The organism is Trinickia sp. LjRoot230 (assembly GCF_964253315.1).
Classification (GTDB): Bacteria; Pseudomonadota; Gammaproteobacteria; order Burkholderiales; family Burkholderiaceae; genus Trinickia.
Genome location: NZ_CAXUQX020000002.1, coordinates 574,327 through 595,269, shown reverse-complemented (window position 1 = coordinate 595,269; position 20,943 = coordinate 574,327). Strand labels below are relative to the sequence as shown.

Here is a 20,943-nt window from a genome sequence, read left to right as displayed (position 1 = left end):
CGGCGTTACCGTTAGAACAATATAAAAGCATCGTTCTCGAAGTAAAACAGAAACGCCTCGAACAGTGGATCAATGGTTGGATTGTCAACCTGATCAACGGCGTTTGCCGCGATGTCCTCAATCGCATCGCTATTCAGCGTAGCTTCCCAGCCGTTATGCTTTGCTGCCGCGGGAATGTTTGCCGGGTCGGCATCTTTGGTGTAAGGGGAAAATGCCCCTTCGGTTTCCAGTGTCCATGGCTGAGGCGGCAAGTAGAGCCACCAGGAGAACTCGCTGGACGCCTCGAGGATTCTTCTAATAGATACAACGTCATTCGTACTCATTTCGCCTCCTTCATTTCGGGCGATTCCGTTTTTTAACTTCTGATTCCGCGTAGTGGACGGGGCATTACCGTGTGTCTTGCCCGATCCGTCACGCTTTGCAATTCACCGGCATCGGTATAGCCGTAGCTGACCAAGGTTTCCTCGGGCTCGCCTGCACGAGCGGGAAGCGTTTGGCGATGCCGGCTACACGGGTGTTGAAAAGCGTGAGGAGATGCGCGGCAAAGCGGTGCAGTGGCGCGTGGCTGTCAAGCGCGGCAAGATCAAGGCAATCCGAGAAGGTGCGCTGAAGGATCTGCTGATCCAGGTCGAGCGAACCAAGGCGCAGATTCGCGCACGGGTCGAGCATCCGTTTCATATCGTCAAGAATCTGTTCCGCCATCGCAAGGTCCGCTACAAAGGGCTAGCCAAGAACACGGCGCAACTGTTTAGCCTGTCGCCTTGGCGAACCTCGTGATCGCAAAGAACCGGCTGCGGTCGATACATGGGGAAAGTCCGTCATGTGTATGAAAAACGCGAGCCGTTGGGTTGTATTCGAGCAAAACTCACCCCGATCGCAACAAAATTCGTTCGCCATTCTGACGTTTGCAAACTGACTCGTCGAAAACGCCGGTGGCGAACTCATTGATCAGTGTTTCCCTAATGCATTGCGCATCCAGTCTTTAATAAGCATCTTCGTCGTGTGTCAGAGAGATCAAAAACTCTTCGAATGAATGCGTGAGCCAACGTTTAGCCTTCTCGTGATTTTCCTCGAGAGAAAGATCGGGGTCGAACGCATCCGTCGCGAAGAAATAGACATCACCACCTTTTAAGTCCAAGCAAAAGAAGTTGCCCCCGTGATCGCCGGCGAAGGGTAGCAGCCCTTCTGGGATGACTCCTTTACCCCGCATGAAATGATATTTCCCTTCTATAACGGTTCGCTTTAAATCGTGCTCTGGTGAGTTGTACTTTATTGGAAAGAAGGTCGCCACCTCGATTGGCTCACATTCTTCGGTCGCCGGAAAACATGACAACGCGGGGATCCCTCCGTTGTAGCGCAGGTAGTGCTCGCGGAAGCCGGTGGGAAATGGCATCCCGACCTCCTCCTCCGCTGCGTCGATGTCAGCGCGGGTTAACGGCTTCTCACATCTCTCAAATTTATTCACTGTAAAGCTCCTCTCCAGCTCAACAGCCGGCTCGGGCAAGTTGCTTCGGCGCGCGGCCGCGCAGCCATCCTTTGCTTTCCACCAGACGCACTGCTTCCTGGGACTCGTACTTAACTTTGAATGTCTTCTCAAACTGCTCCACCGACCCCGCGTGCGGAAATGTAGCTTCGTGCGCCGACGTCTTCACCAATTGCATCGTTGTCTTCCCCGTCTCAGGGTTGAAGTCACGAACGTGGTGCCACGTGTATCCGACAGACTCCTTAGGAGAGATCCCCGCCGCTCTGAACGCCTCCGCAAAATCGCGCTTCCGGGTGCCCTGCATGAGTATCTCGACAACATTTTGTTGGCCCGGGCCGGAAGGAAACAGGTTAGGGCTCCCGGCAAAATTCACACCTTGCAATGCCCATCCCAACGGGTCCAACCAAGTCGACGGATTGGGCGCATATGCATACAAATTGCTCCCACCGGCGAGCCCGATGGGATCCTGACTGATAAACCGCCCGATGTCCGGATCATAGAACCGAAAGGTGTTGTAGTGCAGCCCCGTCTCGCGATCCAAATACTGCCCTTGGAATCGCAGATTCTGCGGCAGTGGCGTGCGTCGTTGCGGCGCCGGCACAACGCGCACCGTTCCGGGTGAGGTCCATACCACCGTCGCTTGTTCATCCGCAACCGTCCACTCCTCGCGCACCGTGCTGCCCCACACGCGATACTGCGCTTGCCACACGACGTGGCCTTCGACGTCGGTCAACTCCTCTGGCAAGCCTGATACATCGTTATGGAAGTAATAGACGTTCTCCGGTTCGGTGACATCGATTGACTCGTCATTCGCCGCTTGAATGGGCTGAGTGTCGATCCGCGCAAGCGGCACATAACTCTCCGGCTCATACAGATACGTCACCTCATCGTCGCCCCGACTCTCCTGCAACAACCGCATCCCATCCCACAGGAAATCCGTACCCACATACCCGTTCGTCTTGCGAATGCGTCGCCCCAACGCGTCGTATTCGAACCGAATCGTCGCGATCGTGTTGCGCTCCAGCGTTGTCACCTTCGTCAGTCGATGCGCGGCGTCGTACTCGAATTTCTGCTCCTTGTACGGCCCGCGCCCGGTCAGCTTTCGTATGAGGCGCCCATAAACGTCGTACTCGAAGCGCTTGTCCTCGAACATCTTGAGCCGGTTGTGCTCGACATACCCGCCCGGATGCGAGCCCGACACCAGATTCGCCGCCTCATCCCAGCGGAACATCTGCGCCGGCAAGCCCGCGCCGAACGCGTGTTCGATGCGCCCGGTCGGGTCGTAGCCGTAGCGCGTTTCGCCATACCGGTTGTGCGTTTTGTTCACCACCTCGCCCACCGGATCGTATTGCCAGCGCTTATGCAGCACGGGCGGCTCGATCTCGATGCTCGCTTGCGCCGCGTGCATATGGCCCGCCTGATGCGACACACGCCGGCCCAGCGCGTCATAACCATAGCGGCTCACGAGCCGACCTTGCGTGCGCAGCACTTCGCGGTGTAAATCGTCACGCTCGATGTCGGTCACCACCGTGCCATCGAGATTGATCTGGTGCAGATGCCCCGAGCCGTAATACAGCCAATTGATCGTGCGTTCGTCGGGCAGCGTGGTGGCAATCCGGTTACCCAGTTCATCGTAGCGGTGCGCCAACCCGCCCATCGGCCCGCGCTCGACCAGCAGTTCACCGCGCGGCCCATACGTCAGCTCGATGCGGCTTTGCAGGCTCAACGACTCGCCATAGCGGATGTACGTTTCGGCTCTCGCCAATTGGCCGGCCTTGCTGTACGCGTACTTCCAGCGCTGACCCTCGACGTCTTTCGCGACGATCCGCCCGAGCGCATCGCGTTCATAGGACGCGACCAAGGCTGACTCAGTATTCGCCGCGTCGGTCACACGCACCGCGAGTCCACGCGCGTCATAGCCATACGTGCGCGTGATGCCGTCCAGCCCGCGCTCTTCGACGAGCCGGTCCGTCGCGCTGTACGCGAAGCGATACGTCTCGCGGTTTTCGTTGGTCAACGCAGCCAGCCGATGCGCCGCGTCATAGCCATAGCGCACCACACGCCCGGCCGCATCGGTGCGCGCGAGCAGCAATCCGCGTGGGTTCAACTCGTAATGCGTGCGTCGTCCGTTCGCATCGGTGAGTTCGACCAATCGTCCCGCCGCGTCATAGCGAAACGACTGACGCGCCCCATCGGCCGTAACGATCGCGCTGACCCGGCCAAGCACATCCACTTCGTACGCGGTCTCGTGTTGCGCCGCATCGACCACGCGGATCAACGCACCGCGCGCGTCATACGCAAACCGTGTCGTCTTACCCGAGCAATCGGTATAGGCCGTGAGCTGAGCGCGTCGATTCCACGCCAGATGCTTATAGCCGCCGCGCGCATCCTTGATCGTATGCAGCAGGCCTTGCTCATCGTAGTAGTAATGCGTTTGAAAGCCATCCGGATCAATTAGGACGACTAAGTTTCCGCGTTTGTCGTATCGGTAGCCGTATCGATGATTCGCCGCATTCGTTTCCGCTACCGGCAAATCGAAGTAACCGTTCCATTCGGTTTTTTCGACGGCGCCTAACGCATCGGTTCGTTCGGTCAGCCGGCCGAGACGGTCGTAACTGAATCGGGTGACCCCGCCCGTCGGATCGGTGCAACTGAGCAATTGTCGGAGGTCATTCCACTCGAGCCGCCACACGTGGCCCTCGGCATCGGTGAACGCGGTGGGCTGGCCATCCTCGTTCCACTCGCAGCGTGTCACACGTCCGAGCTGGTCGGTGACCGCAACGGTGCGTTGGCCAACGTCGGCATCGAATACATACGCTTCCCCGTCATCGGTCCAGTGCCGGATGACGCGCGCATCCTTACCGGTTCCTTGCCACGCATAGCCACACTGCAAACCGCCGGGCAGCGTATGGGCGGTCATCAAGCCCTGTTCATAGGCGAAACGCCGCGTCGTGTGTCTTGCCCGATCCGTCACGCTTTGCAATTCACCGGCATCGGTATAGCCGTAGCTGACCAAGGTTTCCTCGGGCTCGCCTTCGACACCGCGCACAAGGGTGATGCTCGCGATGCGCTCAGGCAGCGCCTCGGTATAGCCAAAGCGCAGCACCCGGCCGCTGCCGTCGAGCAAGCGCGTCGGTCGAACCACCTCGCCCGCCGCTTGCCACTGCACGTCGATCCAATTGCCGTTGCGATCTTCGAGGCGGCGCAGCTTCAATGTCTCACGGGCCGTTTCGCTATTGCGCGCGGGGCCGAAATCGCGATAGACGCCATCGACTGTTTCGACAAGATAATGTCCGCCCACCGTGCAGATCAAATACACGCCCTCGGCCACGCTCAAATGGCTTTGGCCGGCCGGCACGGGCGGAAACACGATCTCGCGGCCTTGCTCATCCCAATACGCAATGGAGTCGATCGCACCGGCCGCATCGCGCACCAGCTTCAACTCAACGCTGATCGGCACACTCCAGCCCGGACCGAACACACTATCGGCGCGATCATCGTGACTGCTATAAAAACGCCGCCAGACGATCGGCAACAGGCCCGGCAGCACGAAATCGGTATCATGCTCGCCGTCGAGAATCTTGCCACCGGTGATCAGGTTGACCGGATGTCCCACCAAGGTTCTGATCTCGTGCCCAATCCACCCACCGAGCAGTCCCGCGCCGAGGTTCATCGCCAGACACGGCAGTGCGCCCTTCAAGGCGCTCCAATTCATCTTGCCGCGCCCGCACAGCGCCAACGCGATGCCAATCGCCATACCCAGCGTGCTCACCCATTTACGCGCGGGCTCGATCTCGCGCACCGTCAGCGTGCCGCCGCCGATAAATACGTTATTGGAGCCTTTGGCAATCGCCGCCTGACAGGTGGTCTGATCCTTCACGCGTGCTGCGGGTTGACCGTTGATGAACACGCTGTCCGAGCCTTGCGCAATCATCTGCGGGCCAGAATGGTTGTCGCAGTGGGTCGTGTCGAGATCGGCCGGGGCGGCGGCGCGGGCGGCCCGCTGGCCGTTCACAAACACGTTCGGTGAGCCGTTACTGATGAATCCCTTGACCTCGGGCGGCGCAATCGCGTTACCAAGCGCGTGCGCACCGCGATCGATCTCTTCGTTGATCCCCGAGCCTTCCATCAGCGCGGCCACGCCAATGCCGATGCCAATCACGAGTGGCGTGGCCAAACCCGCAGTGCCGATCTCCAGCAGCGCCAAGCCCGCGGTCACCGCCGCGGTCAACGCCCAGCCCACGGCAATGCCCCCGAGCAGGGAGCCGCCCATGCCAATCAAGTCCCCCGCTAACGAAGTGTGCTCGATCGGATCGTGCTCGCGCGCAGCGGGCTGGCTCATGAGTGGCCTGCAAAACGCATCAGCATCATTAACCCCGGCTTAACGGTATTGGCATTGGTATTGGCCTGTATGCGCCAATCAGCATTGCATGATTCAGGTCACCGCAGGAAGGCCGTCACTATATCAAAGCGCCACAGACAAGAAAAAGGCATGGCCGCTCTAAATTAACGATTGTTGAAAATGTCATGCCGAGGTTAATGGCGCGCCCGCCGATTTTTACTGATGCGTGACGGGTGCGCAGGAAAAAATTGCATGTCCTCAAGCTAGGAGAAACGCGGTCATTTCTTTAGAAAACGCAACGCGAGCCGAGCAAGACGCGGCACAAAAGTCGGCCGTAGCAATCGCGGATCATAACCGCTCATCCGCCGCTCATTCTCTTCGAGGCAAAGCTCGATAAGCTTACGCGCACTGATATCGGCGCCAACATTAGCTGCCCCATTGGCAGGAAAATTCGCATCGCGAGCCACCCCGTCGTCACCGATACCCCGTGCAAGAACCGCGCGCGCCCAAATAAGCGAAACCCAAACCGCTACCGTCCGCGCAAAGAACCAAGGCCTGCGCCACCACGACAAATTACGCCAATGCCATGCCACCCAATTGGCGAAGAAAAGAATGTGTCGCGCCTCTTCCTGAATCACCGGCTCGAACGTTTCGACGAGCGCTTCGGGAAAGAAGCCGGAAAGCTGCGCACCCCGGAAAAGCCCGAACGCAAAAAAACTGTCGATGCATTCGCTAAAGCCGGTCAGCATCCATGCCCATTCGGCGTCGCGCGGAGCAGGGTAAGCAGGTTCGGGGGCCAGCCGAATGCCGTAGGCATCGACAAGCTTCGAAAGCACGGCTTTATGCCGCGCCTCTTCCTTGCCGTCGAGTTCAAGCGCCTGACGCAATAGCGGATCGCCGATACGCGCCGCATAAGTGGCCACGCGTATCGCAGCGCGACCTTCGGTCTGCACGGCGATGTCCCAGATCGGTAGCGAAGTCAATCTGGCCAGCGCATCGGGCGGCAGCGTCGGCCATTCGATAACGGCGGGCTTGTACGGATGGTGTGTTTCGAGCAGCATTCGACAGAACAACTGCTTGTGCGCATCGGAATCCCAGCGCAATTGCACCGGTATCCCCGCAGGTCCAATGACGCATGGCATGGTCTGCCTCAGCATGCTCAGTCAGCATGTCGGACATGTTTTTCGCCTGATGGCGGTGGGCAAAAACGCCGCGATTTTGGCATAGAACGACGGCGGCGGCCGCCAACCCCGCAGGCCTAGGCCGCTTGGACGCAAATCTGTCTGATCGCGACACGGTTCGCTCGCACCCGATCTGGGACGATTGACCTCGATCAAGCGAAAACCCTTGTTCGGCGGGGATGAAGCTAGAAAGCGACTAACCCGACTTGCCATGACGTGTCGCATTTCCGCAAGCGTACGTCGGAATTCATCGGCCATGGAGGGTTTTTTCTGGCAACCATGTATGCAGACTGTGCAGGCACGCGCCTGCCGCAAGGAGATGGAAACGATGAGTTCACCGAAAGTGGTGGTCGAAGGGCTCTGCAAGGTGTTCGGCAGCAACCCGAAGCAGGCGCTAGACATGCTGGCCCAGGGCGCCACGAAAGATGAGATCTTTGCGCGATCCGGGCAGATCGTCGGCGTGCACAACGTGTCGTTCGATGTTCAGGAGGGCGAGATATTCGTGCTGATGGGTTTGTCGGGCTCCGGCAAGTCCACGCTCATTCGCCTGATCAATCGGCTCGTGGACCCAACAGCGGGCAAGGTGCTCGTGGACGGACGCGATATCGCCGCCGTGCGCCGCTCCGAATTGATCGCGCTGCGCCGCAAGGACATGAGCATGGTGTTTCAGTCCTTCGCGCTGATGCCGCAACGCACGGTGCTTTCGAACGCTGCGTTCGGCCTGGAAGTGGGAGGCCTCGGACGCAAGGCACGCGAGGCGCGAGCCATGATCGTGCTCGAGCAGGTTGGGCTCGCGCCGTTCGCTCAGAAGCTGCCGTCGGAGCTGTCGGGCGGCATGCAGCAGCGTGTCGGGTTGGCCCGGGCGCTGGCTGTCAATCCTTCGTTGATGATCATGGACGAGGCCTTCTCCGCGCTCGACCCGCTCAAGCGCAAGGAAATGCAAAACGTCCTGTTGCAACTTCAAAAGGAGCAGCGCCGCACGATCATGTTCGTCTCGCACGACCTTGAAGAGGCGCTCAGAATCGGCAGCCGGATCGCGATCATGGAAGGCGGCCGGCTCGTGCAGCTCGGCACGCCGCAGCAGATCATCAGCAACCCGGCCGACGACTACGTGCGCGCGTTTTTTGACGGCGTCGATACGAGCCGCTATCTGACGGCCGGCGATCTGATGCAGACCGACGTCGTGCCGCTCGTGCGCCAGCTCGATGCGGCAGGCGTGGCGGCTTCGCTGAACGGCAGCGCCGATTACGCCTTCGTGCTCGATGCGATGCGTAAGATCCGCGGCTTCATCACCCGCGAAGCGCTCGGCGTTGCAGCGCCGGACGTGGGCCAGGTGGAGTGCATTTCGCGCACGGCATCGCTCGAGCATGTCGTGTCGCGTGTCGTGGCGCACGCGCGTGCGCTGCCTGTCGTGGACGACGACGGCTGCTATTGCGGGTCGATCGATCGCACTGTCGTTCTTCAAGCGCTCACGCGTATGCGAGGTTCCCATGTCTGAACTCATTCCGCTCGGAAGCTGGGTCGATCAGTCCGTCCACTATCTGCTCGATCATGACGCCGCCACCTTCGACGCTATCGGTCGCGCCATCGAAGCACTCGCCGCGCTCGTGGAGCATGGCTTGCAGGCCATCCCGATGTGGGCGCTGATGGCTGTCTTCATTGGCGTCGGCTTGTGGCGCGTGGGTTGGCGGTTTGCGATCTTTACGACGCTTTCGCTGCTGCTCATCTACGCCACGGGCTTTTGGGACCAAACGGTCGTGACGCTAGGCCTGACGCTTTCATCGACCATCATCAGCCTCGCGCTCGGCATCCCGCTTGGCATCTGGACCGCGAAAAGCAAACACGTGGCGCTGATCGTGCGGCCGATCCTGGATTTGATGCAGACGATGCCGGCTTTCGTCTACCTGATTCCGGCTGCGATGCTGTTCGGCCTCGGCCGCGTGCCGGGCATTCTCTCGACCGTGATATTCGCGATGCCGCCCGCAGTGCGGCTGACGAGCCTCGGTATTCGGCACGTGAACCGCGAGATCGTCGAAGCGGGCCAAGCCTTCGGTTGCACACCATGGCAACTGCTCTACAAAGTGCAGTTTCCCAATGCGTTGCCGTCGATCATGCAGGGCGTGAACCAGACGATCATGATGGCGCTATCGATGGTCATCATCGCGTCGATGGTCGGCGCGGGCGGGCTCGGTAATGACGTGCTCGCCAGTATTCAGCGTCTCGATATCGGGCTCGGCTTCGAAAGCGGTTTGTCGGTCGTGTTGCTGGCCATCGTGCTCGATCGCATCACCGAAAGTTTCGGCCGCACGCCGGGCTCCGCGCCTGCGCCGCGCTTCAAGGGGCTGCGCAGCGTCATGCGCGTGCGGGCTGCGCAGCAGCCAGCTGCGCAGAGTTGAGCGCGGGGCGCGCATGGCGGCCGTCCTCGATATGCCCGAGCCCGAATCGGCGAATCCGGAGTTCACCGCTGCGGCAGCCCACCGCACCGAACATTTCGGATTCCTAACGTTGCCGAATTTCTCGATGATCGCTTTCACGAGCGCCGTCGAAGTGCTTAGGATGACGAACTATGTGAGCCGCGCAACGCATTACCGGTGGTCGGTGATTGCGCCCGATGGCATCCCGGTTCCAGCGAGCAATGGCGTGACGATTACGCCAACCTGCACGCTCGAGCAGGCCGGCGTGCCCGATGTGTTGATCGTGTGCGGCGGCACGCAGATTCGTGAGGCTGTCGACGTGCGCGTGCGTAGCCTGCTTGCTTATGTCGGCTCGCGTGGCGTGCCGCTCGGTGCACTTTGCACGGGCGCTTACGCGTTGATGAGCGCAGGACTCCTCGACGATTACCGATGCACGGTGCATTGGGAGGACATGTCGGCGCTGCACCGTGAGTTTCCGCGTGTGAAGTTTACGGATGAGCTTTTTGTCATCGATCGCGACCGCTTGACGTGCACGGGCGGCACCGCGCCACTCGATCTGATGCTGCATCTCGTCGAACGCCGCCTTGGCCAGAACCTCGCGGCGCAGGTATCGGCGCAGTTCATCCTCGATCGCATTCGCAGCGCAACCGATCATCAGCCGATTCCTGTCGATGCGCGAATCGGTTTTTCGCGAGCCGAATTGATCGAAGTAGTGCGCCTGATGGAGGCGAACATCGAGGAGCCGTTGTCGCTCGAAGAGCTGGCGCGCCTCGTACGGCTATCGCAGCGCCACCTTCAACGCATGTTCAAGATCTATCTCGCCGTTTCGCCGACGCATTATTACCTCGCGTTGCGTTTGCGGCGCGCGCGCGATTTACTGCGCACGACCGACGCGTCAGTAGCCCGTGTCACAGCCGTATGCGGCTTTCAGTCGCCATGCCATTTCAGCAAGGCCTATCGCGCGCAATTCGGCTACGCGCCGAGCCGAGAGCGTCGGCAAGCGCACTGATGCTGCTACGAGTGGGGATCGGGACCGTCTCGCAGCGCGATCAATGTCAAATCTAGTTAGCAGTCCATATCGTTTGATCAGTAGTCCTTATTAAAATTTTTTGCAGCGCACCCAGGAGAATTACAATGAAGCAGGTCTTGACGAAGGCCGGTTGCGCATTGGCCGTGTCCATTGCATTGACGAGCGCGGCGTACGCGGCGGATCCGGCCGCTTGCCGCAACGTGCGCTTCGCCGACGTCGGCTGGACCGACATCGCAGCCACGACGGGCCTTGCGACGACGGTGTTCGCGGGGCTCGGCTATCACCCGAGCACGACCATCGCATCGGTGCCTATTACGTTCGCCGGCATCAAAAGCAAACAGATCGACGTCTTCCTCGGCTATTGGTCGCCCACGATGGACCCGATGATCAATCCGTTCGTCAAGGCTGGTCAGATCAAGGTATTGGCAGCACCGAACCTGACCGGCGCGAAATACACGCTCGCCGTTCCCGATTACGTCTATAACAGCGGTATCAAATCGTTTGCCGACATTCAGAAATACGCTGACAAGCTCGGCGGCAAGATCTACGGCATCGAGCCCGGCAACGACGGCAATGCGTTGATCGACAAGATGATCAAGGGCAACCAGTTCGGCCTCGGCAAGTTCAAGCTTGTCGAGTCGAGCGAGGCAGGTATGCTCGTCGCAGTGAACAAGGCCGTTCGCAACAAGCAGTGGATCGTCTTTCTCGGTTGGGAGCCGCATCCGATGAACGTTCAGATGAAAATCGATTATCTGAGCGGCGGTGACGACGTCTTCGGGCCGAATTACGGCGAAGCAAAGGTGTTCACCGCGATGCCGCCCGATTATGCGGCGCGGTGCCCGAACGCAGCGAAGCTCGTGTCGAACCTCAAGTTCACGACGGACCTCGAGAATCACGTAATGGTGCCGATCGTCAACAAGACCGATCCGAACAAGGCAGCCGCGGCGTGGCTCAAGCAAAACCCGCAAGTGCTCGACCAATGGCTGTCGGGGGTGACGACGATCGACGGCAAAGACGGGCTCTCGGCCGTCAAGGCCTACGTAGCGTCGCATTGATTCTGTAGTGCAATAGCGGGCGCCAGCGGCTCCCGCTATTCGACGACGTGTATTTCGACTTCCATGCCCGGCTCGGCGAGCGCCTTCGCCAAGCCGGCCTGATGCTCGCGATACGCGACGGGCGGCACGCCGAATTGTTTGCGAAATTCGCGGCCGAGATGTGAAGCGTCGGAGAAGCCGCAACTCGACGCGATGTCGGCCACCGTGCGGTCCGAACTCGTCAGCAGCCATGCGGCGGTGCGCAGCCGGACGTGCTTGGCAAAAACCTGAGGGCTCTTGCCCGTTTGTGCCTTGAAAAGCCGCTCGAGTTGTCGCGGCGAGAGGTCCAGCTTACAAGCGAGTTCTTCCAGCGGCAGCGCGCGCCCGACATGTTGCTCCATCAGCAAGATGGCTCGCTTCACCTTCGGATGCGTGGCTGGCTCGAGGCCCGGCGGATGAGGCTGCGGTGCATTGCCTTTTTGCATTTCCCCGACGAGCAGAATACGCAGCGCTTTTTGCACGGTTGCATGATCGAGATGGCGTAGCAAAATGGCCGCGGCCACGTCGATCGACGCCCGTCCGCCAGAGCAGGTGATGCGTCGGCGATCGATCACGAAGAGCCGATCAGCCACGAGGGATGTCGTATCGGCGGTTGGAAACCGTTCGATGAAGTCCCAATAATGAAACCAGCTCACGCAGATGCGATGGCCATCCAGCACGCCGGCACGCATTAACGCAAAGACGCCCGTACAAATGCCGACGATCGTTGTCGTGCCGCGCGCCGCGCGGCGCATGAACTCGAGCGTGTCCTCGTCGGCCTGCGGCCCCGAGTGCAGTAACCCACCCACCACGACGACGTAATCGAACGGCTCCGCTTCGTCGTACGTTTCCCACGGCGTCACCTGGATGCCGCAGCTAGCGCGAACCGGCGCACGTGTTTTTCCAACGACGCTCCAGGCGCAGCGCACCGGCTTGCTGAAATCGCTATCGTCGGCCGACAAGCGGAGCATGTCGACGAACCCGGAAAACGCGGTCAACGTAAAGTTCGGCAGCAAAACAATGCCAAACCGAATGCGCGCTTTGGCCGGCGCGGTAGTCGTTAATGATGATGGAGCAACTGCGTTCATACGGTGAAGGATGTGGTAACGCGTAGGACAACTAAGCATGCAGGCCCTCAGCTGAGCGTCGCCGATCGCTGCTCGCCCGACTTGTGATTTTCCGCCGCGAATCATCGCATGTCCGCACGACGGGCGGCCTCAGCCGGCGTTTGGCGACGGCATCCCACGGCGATGCCGCTTTTGTTCTATCGGCGAATTCTACGCTTTGGTGTACTGACGTCCATCGGTAATTGTGCGCCTGGGCTCGATAAGCGCCGCACGGTTGCGTTACTTTCACCGCAGATCGTCACGGCGCGTCCGGCGCCAATAGAGGCAGTTACTATGAATGTCAGCATTTTCGACCTCTTCAAGATCGGCATCGGTCCGTCGAGCTCGCACACAGTCGGTCCGATGATCGCGGCCTGCCGCTTTGTGTCTCATGTCGAAGATGCGAACCTGCTCGGCTATGTGCGCCGCATCAAAGCCGAGCTTTACGGCTCGCTCGGTGCAACCGGCAAGGGGCATGGCACCGACAAAGCCGTGTTGCTGGGGCTTGAGGGCAACCTGCCCGATTCGATCGATCCCGATTTGATCGAGCCGCGTCTGGCGCAAATCCGGGCCGGCAAGTCATTGCAACTGCTCGGCCGTGCCGCCATCCGCTTTGATGAAAAGGACGACATTGTTTTTTATCGCCGCCTCATGGCGGGCACGCAGGTCGTTCATTCGAACGGCATGCGCTTTCAGGCGTTCGATGAGCATGGACAGCTGCTGGTCGAGAAAGAGTATTACTCCGTCGGCGGCGGCTTCGTGGTCAACCGCGACGGCGACCGTGTCAATGGCGTGCATACCGGCGCAGAAGTGCCTTACCCGTTTCGCACGGGCGCCGATTTGCTGCGCGCGTGCGCCGAAAGCGGGTTGTCGATCGCGGAAGTGACGATGCGCAACGAATGCGCGGCGCGCGAGCCCGCCGAAGTGCGCGAAGGGTTGCAGGCAATCTGGCGGACGATGGCAAGCTGCGTCGAGCGCGGCTGCCGCGCCGAGGGCGAGTTGCCGGGCCCGATGCACGTCAAGCGTCGGGCGGCGGAGTTGTCCAAGAACCTGCGTGCGCGCTCGGAGGAATCGCTACGCGACCCGCTTTCGATGCTCGATTGGGTCAATCTCTATGCGATGGCCGTCAACGAGGAGAATGCGGCAGGCGGGCGCGTCGTAACGGCACCGACGAACGGTGCGGCCGGCGTGATTCCCGCCGTCTTGCACTACTACGTCAAATTCGTGCCGGGCGCGAACGAAAACGGCATCATCGATTTTTTGCTGACGGCTGCGGCAATCGGCATCATCTACAAGGAAACGGCGTCAATCTCGGGCGCGGAAGTGGGCTGTCAGGGCGAGGTCGGTGTGGCGTGCTCGATGGCGGCTGCCGCGTTGGCCGCGGTAATGGGCGGCACACCGAGGCAGGTCGAGAATGCGGCCGAGATCGGCATGGAACACAATCTCGGCATGACGTGCGACCCGGTCGGCGGCCTCGTGCAGATTCCCTGCATCGAGCGCAACGCAATGGGTGCGATCAAGGCGTTGAACGCGTCGCGCCTGGCGCTCAAAGGCGATGGCGACCATTACGTGTCGCTCGACTCGGTCATCAAGACGATGCGCGAAACGGGCGCGGACATGAAAACGAAATATAAGGAGACGTCGCGCGGCGGGCTCGCCGTCAACGTCATCGAATGTTAAGCACTCCTAAGCAACATAAGACTCAAGGACCACCGCTATGAGCCGTTTTTCGATATTCAGTCTGGTGCGCAACGGGTTGTCGTATCACGAGAACTGGGCGCGCCAGTGGCGCAGCCCGGAGCCGAAGCGCGAATACGACGTTGTTATCGTCGGCGGCGGTGGGCATGGTTTGGCCACGGCCTATTACCTCGCGAAGGAGCACGGTGTGCGCAACATCGCGGTGCTCGAGAAGGGGTGGCTCGGTGGCGGCAACACGGCGCGCAATACGACAATCATTCGCTCGAACTATCTGTGGGACGAATCGGCGGCATTGTATGAGAAAGCGATGAAGCTGTGGGAAGGGCTGTCGCAAGATCTCAACTACAACGTGATGTTCAGCCAGCGTGGCGTGATGAACCTCGCGCATACGCTGCAAGACGTGCGCGATACACAGCGGCGAGTGAATGCGAACCGGCTAAACGGTGTCGATGCGGAATATTTGACGCCTGAGCAGATCAAGGAAATCGAGCCGACCATCAACCTCAACGCCCGTTACCCGGTGCTCGGCGCATCGTTTCAACGGCGCGGCGGCGTGGCGCGCCACGATGCGGTTGCGTGGGGGTTCGCGCGAGGCGCCGATGCGCACGGTGTCGACATTCTTCAGAACTGCCAAGTCACCGGCATTCGCCGCGAGAGCGGGGCGGTCGTGGGCGTCGACACGGTGAAGGGGTTTATCAAGGCGAAGAAGGTTGCCGTGGTCGCGGCCGGCAATACGACGACACTGGCCGATATGGCCGGCGTGCGGCTGCCGCTCGAAAGTCACCCGCTGCAAGCGCTCGTCTCCGAGCCGATCAAGCCTGTCGTCAACACGGTCGTGATGTCCAACGCGGTGCATGCCTACATTAGCCAATCCGATAAGGGCGACCTCGTCATCGGCGCGGGCATCGATCAATACACAGGCTTTGGTCAGCGCGGCAGTTTTCACGTCATCGAAGGCACGCTTGAGGCGATTGTCGAAATGTTCCCCGTGTTCTCGCGCGTGCGGATGAACCGTCAATGGGGCGGCATCGTCGATGTCTCGCCCGATGCCTGCCCGATCATCAGCAAGACCGATGTCAAAGGTCTTTATTTCAACTGCGGTTGGGGCACGGGCGGATTCAAGGCAACGCCGGGTTCGGGATGGGCCTTTGCGCATACGATTGCCAACGACGCGCCGCATGCGCTGAACGCCGCATTTTCGCTCGACCGGTTCTACACCGGCCATTTGATCGACGAGCACGGCGCTGCTGCCGTCGCGCATTGAAGGAGGTCACCATGTTGTTGATCGAATGCCCGTGGTGCGGCCCGCGTGCCGAATCTGAATTTACCTGTGGTGGCGAGACCGATATTGCGCGTCCGCTCGAACCCGAAAAATTGTCGGACCGCGAATGGGGGGAGTACCTCTTCATGCGATCGAACCCGCGCGGTGTGCATCGCGAGCAATGGTTGCATGCGCAAGGATGCCGTCGCTGGTTCAAGGCCACACGCGATGCGGTGACCTACGCATTTCACGGATATGAGCCATTCGGCGCATCGAGCACAGAACAAGCGGAACAAACGAAACAAACATCGGATCATCGGGGCACGCAATCATGAGCAGCCAAAAAGATCGGCTCGGCACGGGCGGCCGGATCAACCGCGCCATTCCGTTGACATTCACATTCAATGGCCGCACCTATCAGGGATACCAAGGCGACACGCTCGCCTCGGCGTTGCTTGCCAACGGTGTGCATTTTGTTGCGCGCAGTTGGAAATATCACCGTCCGCGCGGCATTGTGACGGCTGGGGTGGAGGAGCCGAATGCAATCGTGCAGCTCGAAAGCGGCGCTTACAGCGTGCCGAACGCGCGTGCGACGGAGATCGAACTCTATCAAGGCCTCGTCGCCACCAGCGTGAACGCCGAACCGTCGATCGAAGCCGATCGCATGGCGATCAACCAGAAGTTCGCGCGATTCATCCCCGCCGGTTTTTACTACAAGACATTCATGTGGCCGCGCAAGTGGTGGCCCAAGTACGAAGAGAAAATCCGCGCTGCGGCGGGCCTTGGTAAGGCGCCCGATGTGCCCGACGCGGACCGCTACGACAAATGCTTCGCGCATTGCGACGTGCTCGTCGTCGGCGGCGGGCCTGCCGGCCTCGCGGCGGCACACGCAGCGGGGCTGGCGGGCGCGCGTGTGGTGCTTGTAGACGATCAGCGCGAACTGGGCGGCAGTCTGTTGTCGTGCCGCGCGCAAATCGATGGCAAGCCTGCCTCGCAGTGGATCGAAAAGATCGAAGCGGCACTCTCGCAGATGCCCGACGTGAAAATCCTCACGCGCAGCACTGCATTCGGCTATCAAGACCACAATCTTGTAACGGTCGTACAACGTCTGACCGATCACCTTCCTGTATCGATGCGCAAGGGCACGCGCGAGTTGCTCTGGAAGATCCGCGCCAAGCGCGTGATCTTGGCCACGGGCGCACACGAACGTCCGCTCGTGTTTGGCAACAACGATTTGCCGGGCATCATGCTCGCGTCAGCGGTGTCGACATACGTGCACCGCTATGGCGTGTTGCCGGGGCGTGAAGCCGTGGTCTTCACGAATAACGACGACGGCTATCAATGCGCGCTCGATTTGAAGGCATGCGGCGCGAAGGTGACGGTGGTCGATCCGCGCGCATCGAGCGACGGCGCCCTGCCAAGTGTTGCGCGGCGACACGGCATCAATGTAATGAACGGCGCTGTCGTTACCGTTGCGAACGGCAAGCGTCGCGTCAGCTCGGTAGAGGTCGCCGCTTTTGGCAAAGGCGTGGTCGGTGCAAAGCAAGCCACGCTTGCGTGCGATCTCGTTGCGATGTCGGGAGGATGGAGCCCGGTGCTGCATTTGTTCGCGCAATCGGGCGGTAAAGCGCATTGGCATGACGGAAAAGTTTGCTTCGTGCCGGGCAAGGGTATGCAAGCCGAGGTTAGCGTTGGCGCCGCTGCCGGCGAATTCGGGCTTGCGCGCGGGTTGCGCCTCGCGCTCGATGCTGGCGTCGAGGCTGTCCAGTCGCTGGGCTTCAAGTTGACGCGACCGGTGGCCCCGCAAGCGGCGGAACTGAAGGAGGCGCCGCTGATGCCGCTGTGGCTCGTCGGCTCGCACGAGCGTGCGACGCGCGGGCCGAAGCAATTCGTCGATTTCCAGAACGACGTGTCAGCTGCCGACATCTTGCTTGCCGCACGCGAAGGCTTCGAGTCGGTCGAACACGTCAAGCGCTATACGGCGATGGGCTTCGGTACCGATCAAGGCAAGCTTGCGAATATCAACGGCATGGCGATTCTCGCGAGCGCGCTGGGCAAGACGATTCCCGAGACCGGCACGACGACGTTCCGCCCGAATTACACACCGGTGACGTTCGGCGCAATTGCAGGGCGCGAGATAGGCGATTTCATCGACCCGATCCGCAAGACCTGTATTCATGAATGGCATGTCGAGCATGGCGCGGCGTTCGAGGACGTCGGTAACTGGAAGCGCCCTTGGTACTACCCGAAGGCCGGCGAAGACTTGCACGCGGCCGTGGCGCGCGAATGCCTTGCGGTGCGCACGCAGGTCGGCATACTCGATGCCTCGACGCTCGGCAAGATCGACATCCAAGGCCCGGATGCAGCGAAGTTGCTTAACTGGGTGTACACAAACCCGTGGTCGAAGCTCGAGGTCGGCAAGTGCCGTTACGGGCTGATGCTCGACGAAAACGGCATGGTCTTCGACGACGGCGTGACAGTTCGTCTGGCAGACCAGCACTACATGATGACGACGACGACGGGCGGCGCGGCACGCGTGCTTACGTGGCTCGAACGGTGGTTGCAGACCGAGTGGCCCGATATGAAGGTGCGGCTCGCATCGGTGACCGATCACTGGGCGACCTTCGCCGTGGTGGGGCCGAAGAGTCGCAAGGTACTGCAAAAGGTCTGCCGCGATGTCGATTTCGCCAATGAAGCATTTCCGTTCATGAGTTATCGCGAAGGCACGGTGGCCGACGTTGCCGCGCGCATCATGCGTATCAGTTTCTCCGGCGAGCTTGCCTACGAGGTCAACGTGCCTGCCAATGCGGGGCGCGCGGTATGGGAAGCGTTGATGTCGGCGGGCGACGAATTCGGCATCACGCCGTACGGCACCGAAACGATGCACGTGTTGCGTGCGGAGAAGGGCTACATCATCGTCGGTCAGGACACGGATGGATCGGTTACACCGCTTGATCTCGGCATGGGCGGGCTCGTGGCGAAGACGAAGGACTGCCTCGGCAAGCGTTCGCTGACTCGCTCCGACACGGCGAAAGAAGGCCGCAAACAATTGGTAGGACTCCTAAGCGATGATCCAGCCAGCGTATTGCCGGAAGGCGCCCAGATTCTCGCGGCGGGCACGAGAGCGCCGGCGGCAGGGCAGGTGGCAGACACGCCGGTGCCGATGCTGGGCCATGTGACGTCCAGCTACTACAGCCCGATTCTGAAGCGCTCGATCGCGTTGGCGGTCGTGAAGGGCGGGCTCGGCAAGATGGGCGAGAAGGTGACGATCGATGTTGACGGACGGCCCGTCGATGCGACGATATCGAGCCCCGTGTTTTATGACATCGAAGGAGTGCGCCAGCATGTGGAATGAGAACCGAAACGACTCGACGACGCGCAGCTCGCATGTCGGGCTGGAGTCGCCGCTCGTCGGCGTGCAAGACTTGCTTGCCGCACATCAGGCTCTGGCTTCCAATGCGTTTCGTCTGCGCGAGCGGCCTTTTCTCGAACTCGTGAATGTGCGCGGCGATGTACGCGACGCCGCATTCATGCAGGCCGTCCAAACGGTGTTGGGCGCGAGCCTGCCTGTCAAGCCGAACACGGTTGCACAGGCGCACGAGTGTGATGCTTTATGGCTTGGCCCCGACGAGTGGTTGATTCGTTCGAGCGAGCCGCGCGCGCCGGTACTCGAAGCGAAATTCGGCGCGGCATTTGCGGGCGTGTTCGCGTCAGCGGTCGATATCGGCAGCGGCTATACGGTGCTTGAAGCGAGCGGCCAGAAGGTGCGCGAGGTCATCGCTCGCGGCTGTCCGCTCGATCTTCATCCGAAGATGCTGACGCGCGGTCAATGTGCGCAAAGCCATTACTTCAAGGCGTCGATCGTGCTGGTGCCGATCGCCGACGACGTCTACGAGATCGTCGTGCGCCGCAGCTTTGCCGATTACTTCTGCCGCATCATGCTCGATGCCGGGGCACCGCTGATCGCGTGACGGATCGGCGGGCCGCATCGGCTCGCCGCATCGTCAGCGCGTCACGGCGATGGCGGTTATCCTTTGAGCTTTGCGCCCGCTGGGCTCGACTCTTGGAGAAATCGTCATGGAATACCGCAAGCTCGGCCGAACTGGCCTGACCGTCTCGCGCCTGTGTCTGGGAACGATGACGTTCGGCTTTCAGACGGAAGAAGCTTTGGCCGGCCGCATCATGGAGGCCGCTGCCGACGCGGGCATCACGTTCTTCGACACGGCGAATGTCTATCCGCTTGGCGGTGGTGACACGCGTGCAGGACACACCGAGGAAATCGTCGGACGTTGGCTGAAAGGAAAGCGTCAGCGGTTCGTGCTTGCAACGAAAGCCGTGGGCAAGATGGGGCCGGCGCCGTGGGATCAGGGCGCATCGCGCAAGCATTTGCTCGACGCCATCGATGCGTCGCTGCACCGCCTCGGGACCGACTACGTCGATCTTTACCAACTGCATTCCGATGATCGCGAGACGCCGCTCGATGAGACGCTCGAAGCGCTCGATATCATCGTGAGGTCGGGGCGGGCGCGCTATATCGGCGTGTCGAATTTTTTGGCGTACCGGTTGGCGCGTGCGCTAGGCCGTGCCGACACGTTGAAGCTCGCACGTTTCGTTTCGGTTCAACCGCGCTATAACCTGCTGTTTCGTCAGATCGAACGGGAATTGCTGCCGCTCGCCGACGAAGAAGGGCTTGGGGTGATCCCGTATAACCCGCTGGCCGGCGGTTTGCTGACGGGCAAGCATCAGCGCGCGGCGACGCCGCCGGAAGGCCGCTTTACGCTGGGCACCGCAGGGCAGGTTTATCAGGAGCGCTACTGGCACGAGCGCGAATTCGAAACGGTCGATGCCGTGTGCAAGGCGGCGCGAGACGCCGATATTTCTCCGGTGACAGCGGCGGTCGGCTGGGTGCTGGCCAATCCGGTCATCACGTCTGCGATTATCGGCGCGAGCCGTCCTGAGCAATTGACCGATTCCATTGCGGCGGTGGATCGTCCACTCGATTCGGCGTTCAAGGCGAAGCTCGATGAATTGAGCTACGAATATCGTTTTGGGGATGCGCTTCGTTAGGTCGAGCTAACGAGTAAAACGCGCGCGCATTGCGTTGATTTGCGCGCGGCGGCGCCATGGCGAGGGCCCGGAAGGTTCGAACTACTGGATGTGTGCATCGCTGCTGCAGCCTTTGCCGCGATGGCGGCATGGGCTGTGACGTTGTTCCGCGTCTCCTTTGGCGTAGATGCGGTTACTCGTCAATACAATAAGTACCGCGAGCGATTGATGAAATCCTGGCGAATCTATTTCGCATCAATCGTTATTCAGTCCGAATTTTATGGAGAGGGTTCAGTCGGGTAGGGCGAT

General features: G+C 60.6%; 13 protein-coding genes and 3 pseudogenes. 11 read left to right on the top strand and 5 right to left on the bottom strand.

Annotated features, from left to right (window positions below):
- Positions 1-11: 11 nt before the first annotated feature.
- Complete coding sequence (locus ACSQ20_RS21670; RefSeq protein WP_436024067.1) at positions 12-323, bottom strand: DUF7716 domain-containing protein; 312 nt, start codon at positions 321-323, stop codon at positions 12-14.
- A gap of 154 nt (positions 324-477) precedes the next feature.
- Here ACSQ20_RS21670 and ACSQ20_RS21665 point away from each other — a divergent pair.
- Positions 478-830: pseudogene (locus ACSQ20_RS21665) on the top strand (transposase); the annotation flags it as partial.
- 152 nt (positions 831-982) lie between these two features.
- On the opposite strand, the gene ACSQ20_RS21660 reads toward ACSQ20_RS21665, so the two are convergent.
- The 3 genes and pseudogenes from ACSQ20_RS21660 to ACSQ20_RS21650 form a co-directional block, all read right to left on the bottom strand.
- Positions 983-1,465 carry an SMI1/KNR4 family protein gene (locus ACSQ20_RS21660; protein WP_436024065.1) on the bottom strand — a complete coding sequence of 161 codons (483 nt, stop codon included), beginning with the start codon at positions 1,463-1,465 and terminating at the stop codon, positions 983-985.
- 19 nt (positions 1,466-1,484) lie between these two features.
- Positions 1,485-5,825, bottom strand: a complete 4,341-nt coding sequence (locus ACSQ20_RS21655) for an RHS repeat-associated core domain-containing protein (protein ID WP_436024063.1) — start codon at positions 5,823-5,825, stop codon at positions 1,485-1,487.
- A 278-nt stretch (positions 5,826-6,103) separates the two neighbouring features.
- Positions 6,104-7,004, bottom strand: a pseudogene (locus ACSQ20_RS21650) (ferritin-like domain-containing protein).
- A gap of 207 nt (positions 7,005-7,211) precedes the next feature.
- Here ACSQ20_RS21650 and ACSQ20_RS21645 point away from each other — a divergent pair.
- From ACSQ20_RS21645 to ACSQ20_RS21630, 4 genes and pseudogenes are all read left to right on the top strand, one after another.
- Positions 7,212-8,504 (top strand): annotated as a pseudogene (locus ACSQ20_RS21645) (quaternary amine ABC transporter ATP-binding protein); the annotation flags it as partial.
- Positions 8,497-9,402 carry a choline ABC transporter permease subunit gene (choW, locus tag ACSQ20_RS21640; RefSeq protein ID WP_436024061.1) on the top strand — a complete coding sequence of 302 codons (906 nt, stop codon included), beginning with the start codon at positions 8,497-8,499 and terminating at the stop codon, positions 9,400-9,402. The pseudogene ACSQ20_RS21645 and the gene choW, both read left to right, overlap by 8 nt.
- A gap of 31 nt (positions 9,403-9,433) precedes the next feature.
- On the top strand, positions 9,434-10,429 hold the full coding sequence (locus ACSQ20_RS21635; RefSeq protein WP_436025801.1) for a GlxA family transcriptional regulator: 996 nt from the start codon (positions 9,434-9,436) through the stop codon (positions 10,427-10,429).
- Between the two features lie 125 nt (positions 10,430-10,554).
- Positions 10,555-11,505, top strand: a complete 951-nt coding sequence (locus tag ACSQ20_RS21630; RefSeq protein ID WP_436024059.1) for a choline ABC transporter substrate-binding protein — start codon at positions 10,555-10,557, stop codon at positions 11,503-11,505.
- 35 nt (positions 11,506-11,540) lie between these two features.
- On the opposite strand, the gene ACSQ20_RS21625 is transcribed toward ACSQ20_RS21630, so the two are convergent.
- Positions 11,541-12,611, bottom strand: a complete 1,071-nt coding sequence (locus ACSQ20_RS21625; protein ID WP_436024057.1) for a GlxA family transcriptional regulator — start codon at positions 12,609-12,611, stop codon at positions 11,541-11,543.
- A 312-nt stretch (positions 12,612-12,923) separates the two neighbouring features.
- On the opposite strand from ACSQ20_RS21625, the gene ACSQ20_RS21620 reads away from it, so the two are divergent.
- From ACSQ20_RS21620 to ACSQ20_RS21595, 6 genes are all read left to right on the top strand, one after another.
- Entirely contained in the window at positions 12,924-14,309 is a 1,386-nt protein-coding gene (locus tag ACSQ20_RS21620; protein ID WP_436024055.1) for an L-serine ammonia-lyase, read from the top strand.
- 37 nt (positions 14,310-14,346) lie between these two features.
- The gene (locus ACSQ20_RS21615) at positions 14,347-15,591 is read left to right on the top strand and encodes a sarcosine oxidase subunit beta family protein (protein ID WP_436024053.1); all 1,245 of its coding nucleotides are present in this window, start codon (positions 14,347-14,349) and stop codon (positions 15,589-15,591) included.
- 11 nt (positions 15,592-15,602) lie between these two features.
- Complete coding sequence (locus ACSQ20_RS21610; RefSeq protein ID WP_436024051.1) at positions 15,603-15,923, top strand: sarcosine oxidase subunit delta; 321 nt, start codon at positions 15,603-15,605, stop codon at positions 15,921-15,923.
- Positions 15,920-18,943, top strand: coding sequence for a sarcosine oxidase subunit alpha family protein (locus tag ACSQ20_RS21605; protein WP_436024049.1), 3,024 nt, complete (start codon positions 15,920-15,922; stop codon positions 18,941-18,943). The genes ACSQ20_RS21610 and ACSQ20_RS21605 overlap by 4 nt, the downstream gene beginning before the upstream one ends.
- Complete coding sequence (locus ACSQ20_RS21600; protein WP_436024047.1) at positions 18,933-19,559, top strand: sarcosine oxidase subunit gamma; 627 nt, start codon at positions 18,933-18,935, stop codon at positions 19,557-19,559. Before ACSQ20_RS21605 ends, ACSQ20_RS21600 begins: the two co-directional genes overlap by 11 nt.
- A gap of 106 nt (positions 19,560-19,665) precedes the next feature.
- Entirely contained in the window at positions 19,666-20,655 is a 990-nt protein-coding gene (locus ACSQ20_RS21595) for an aldo/keto reductase (RefSeq protein ID WP_436024045.1), read from the top strand.
- Positions 20,656-20,943: the final 288 nt, after the last annotated feature.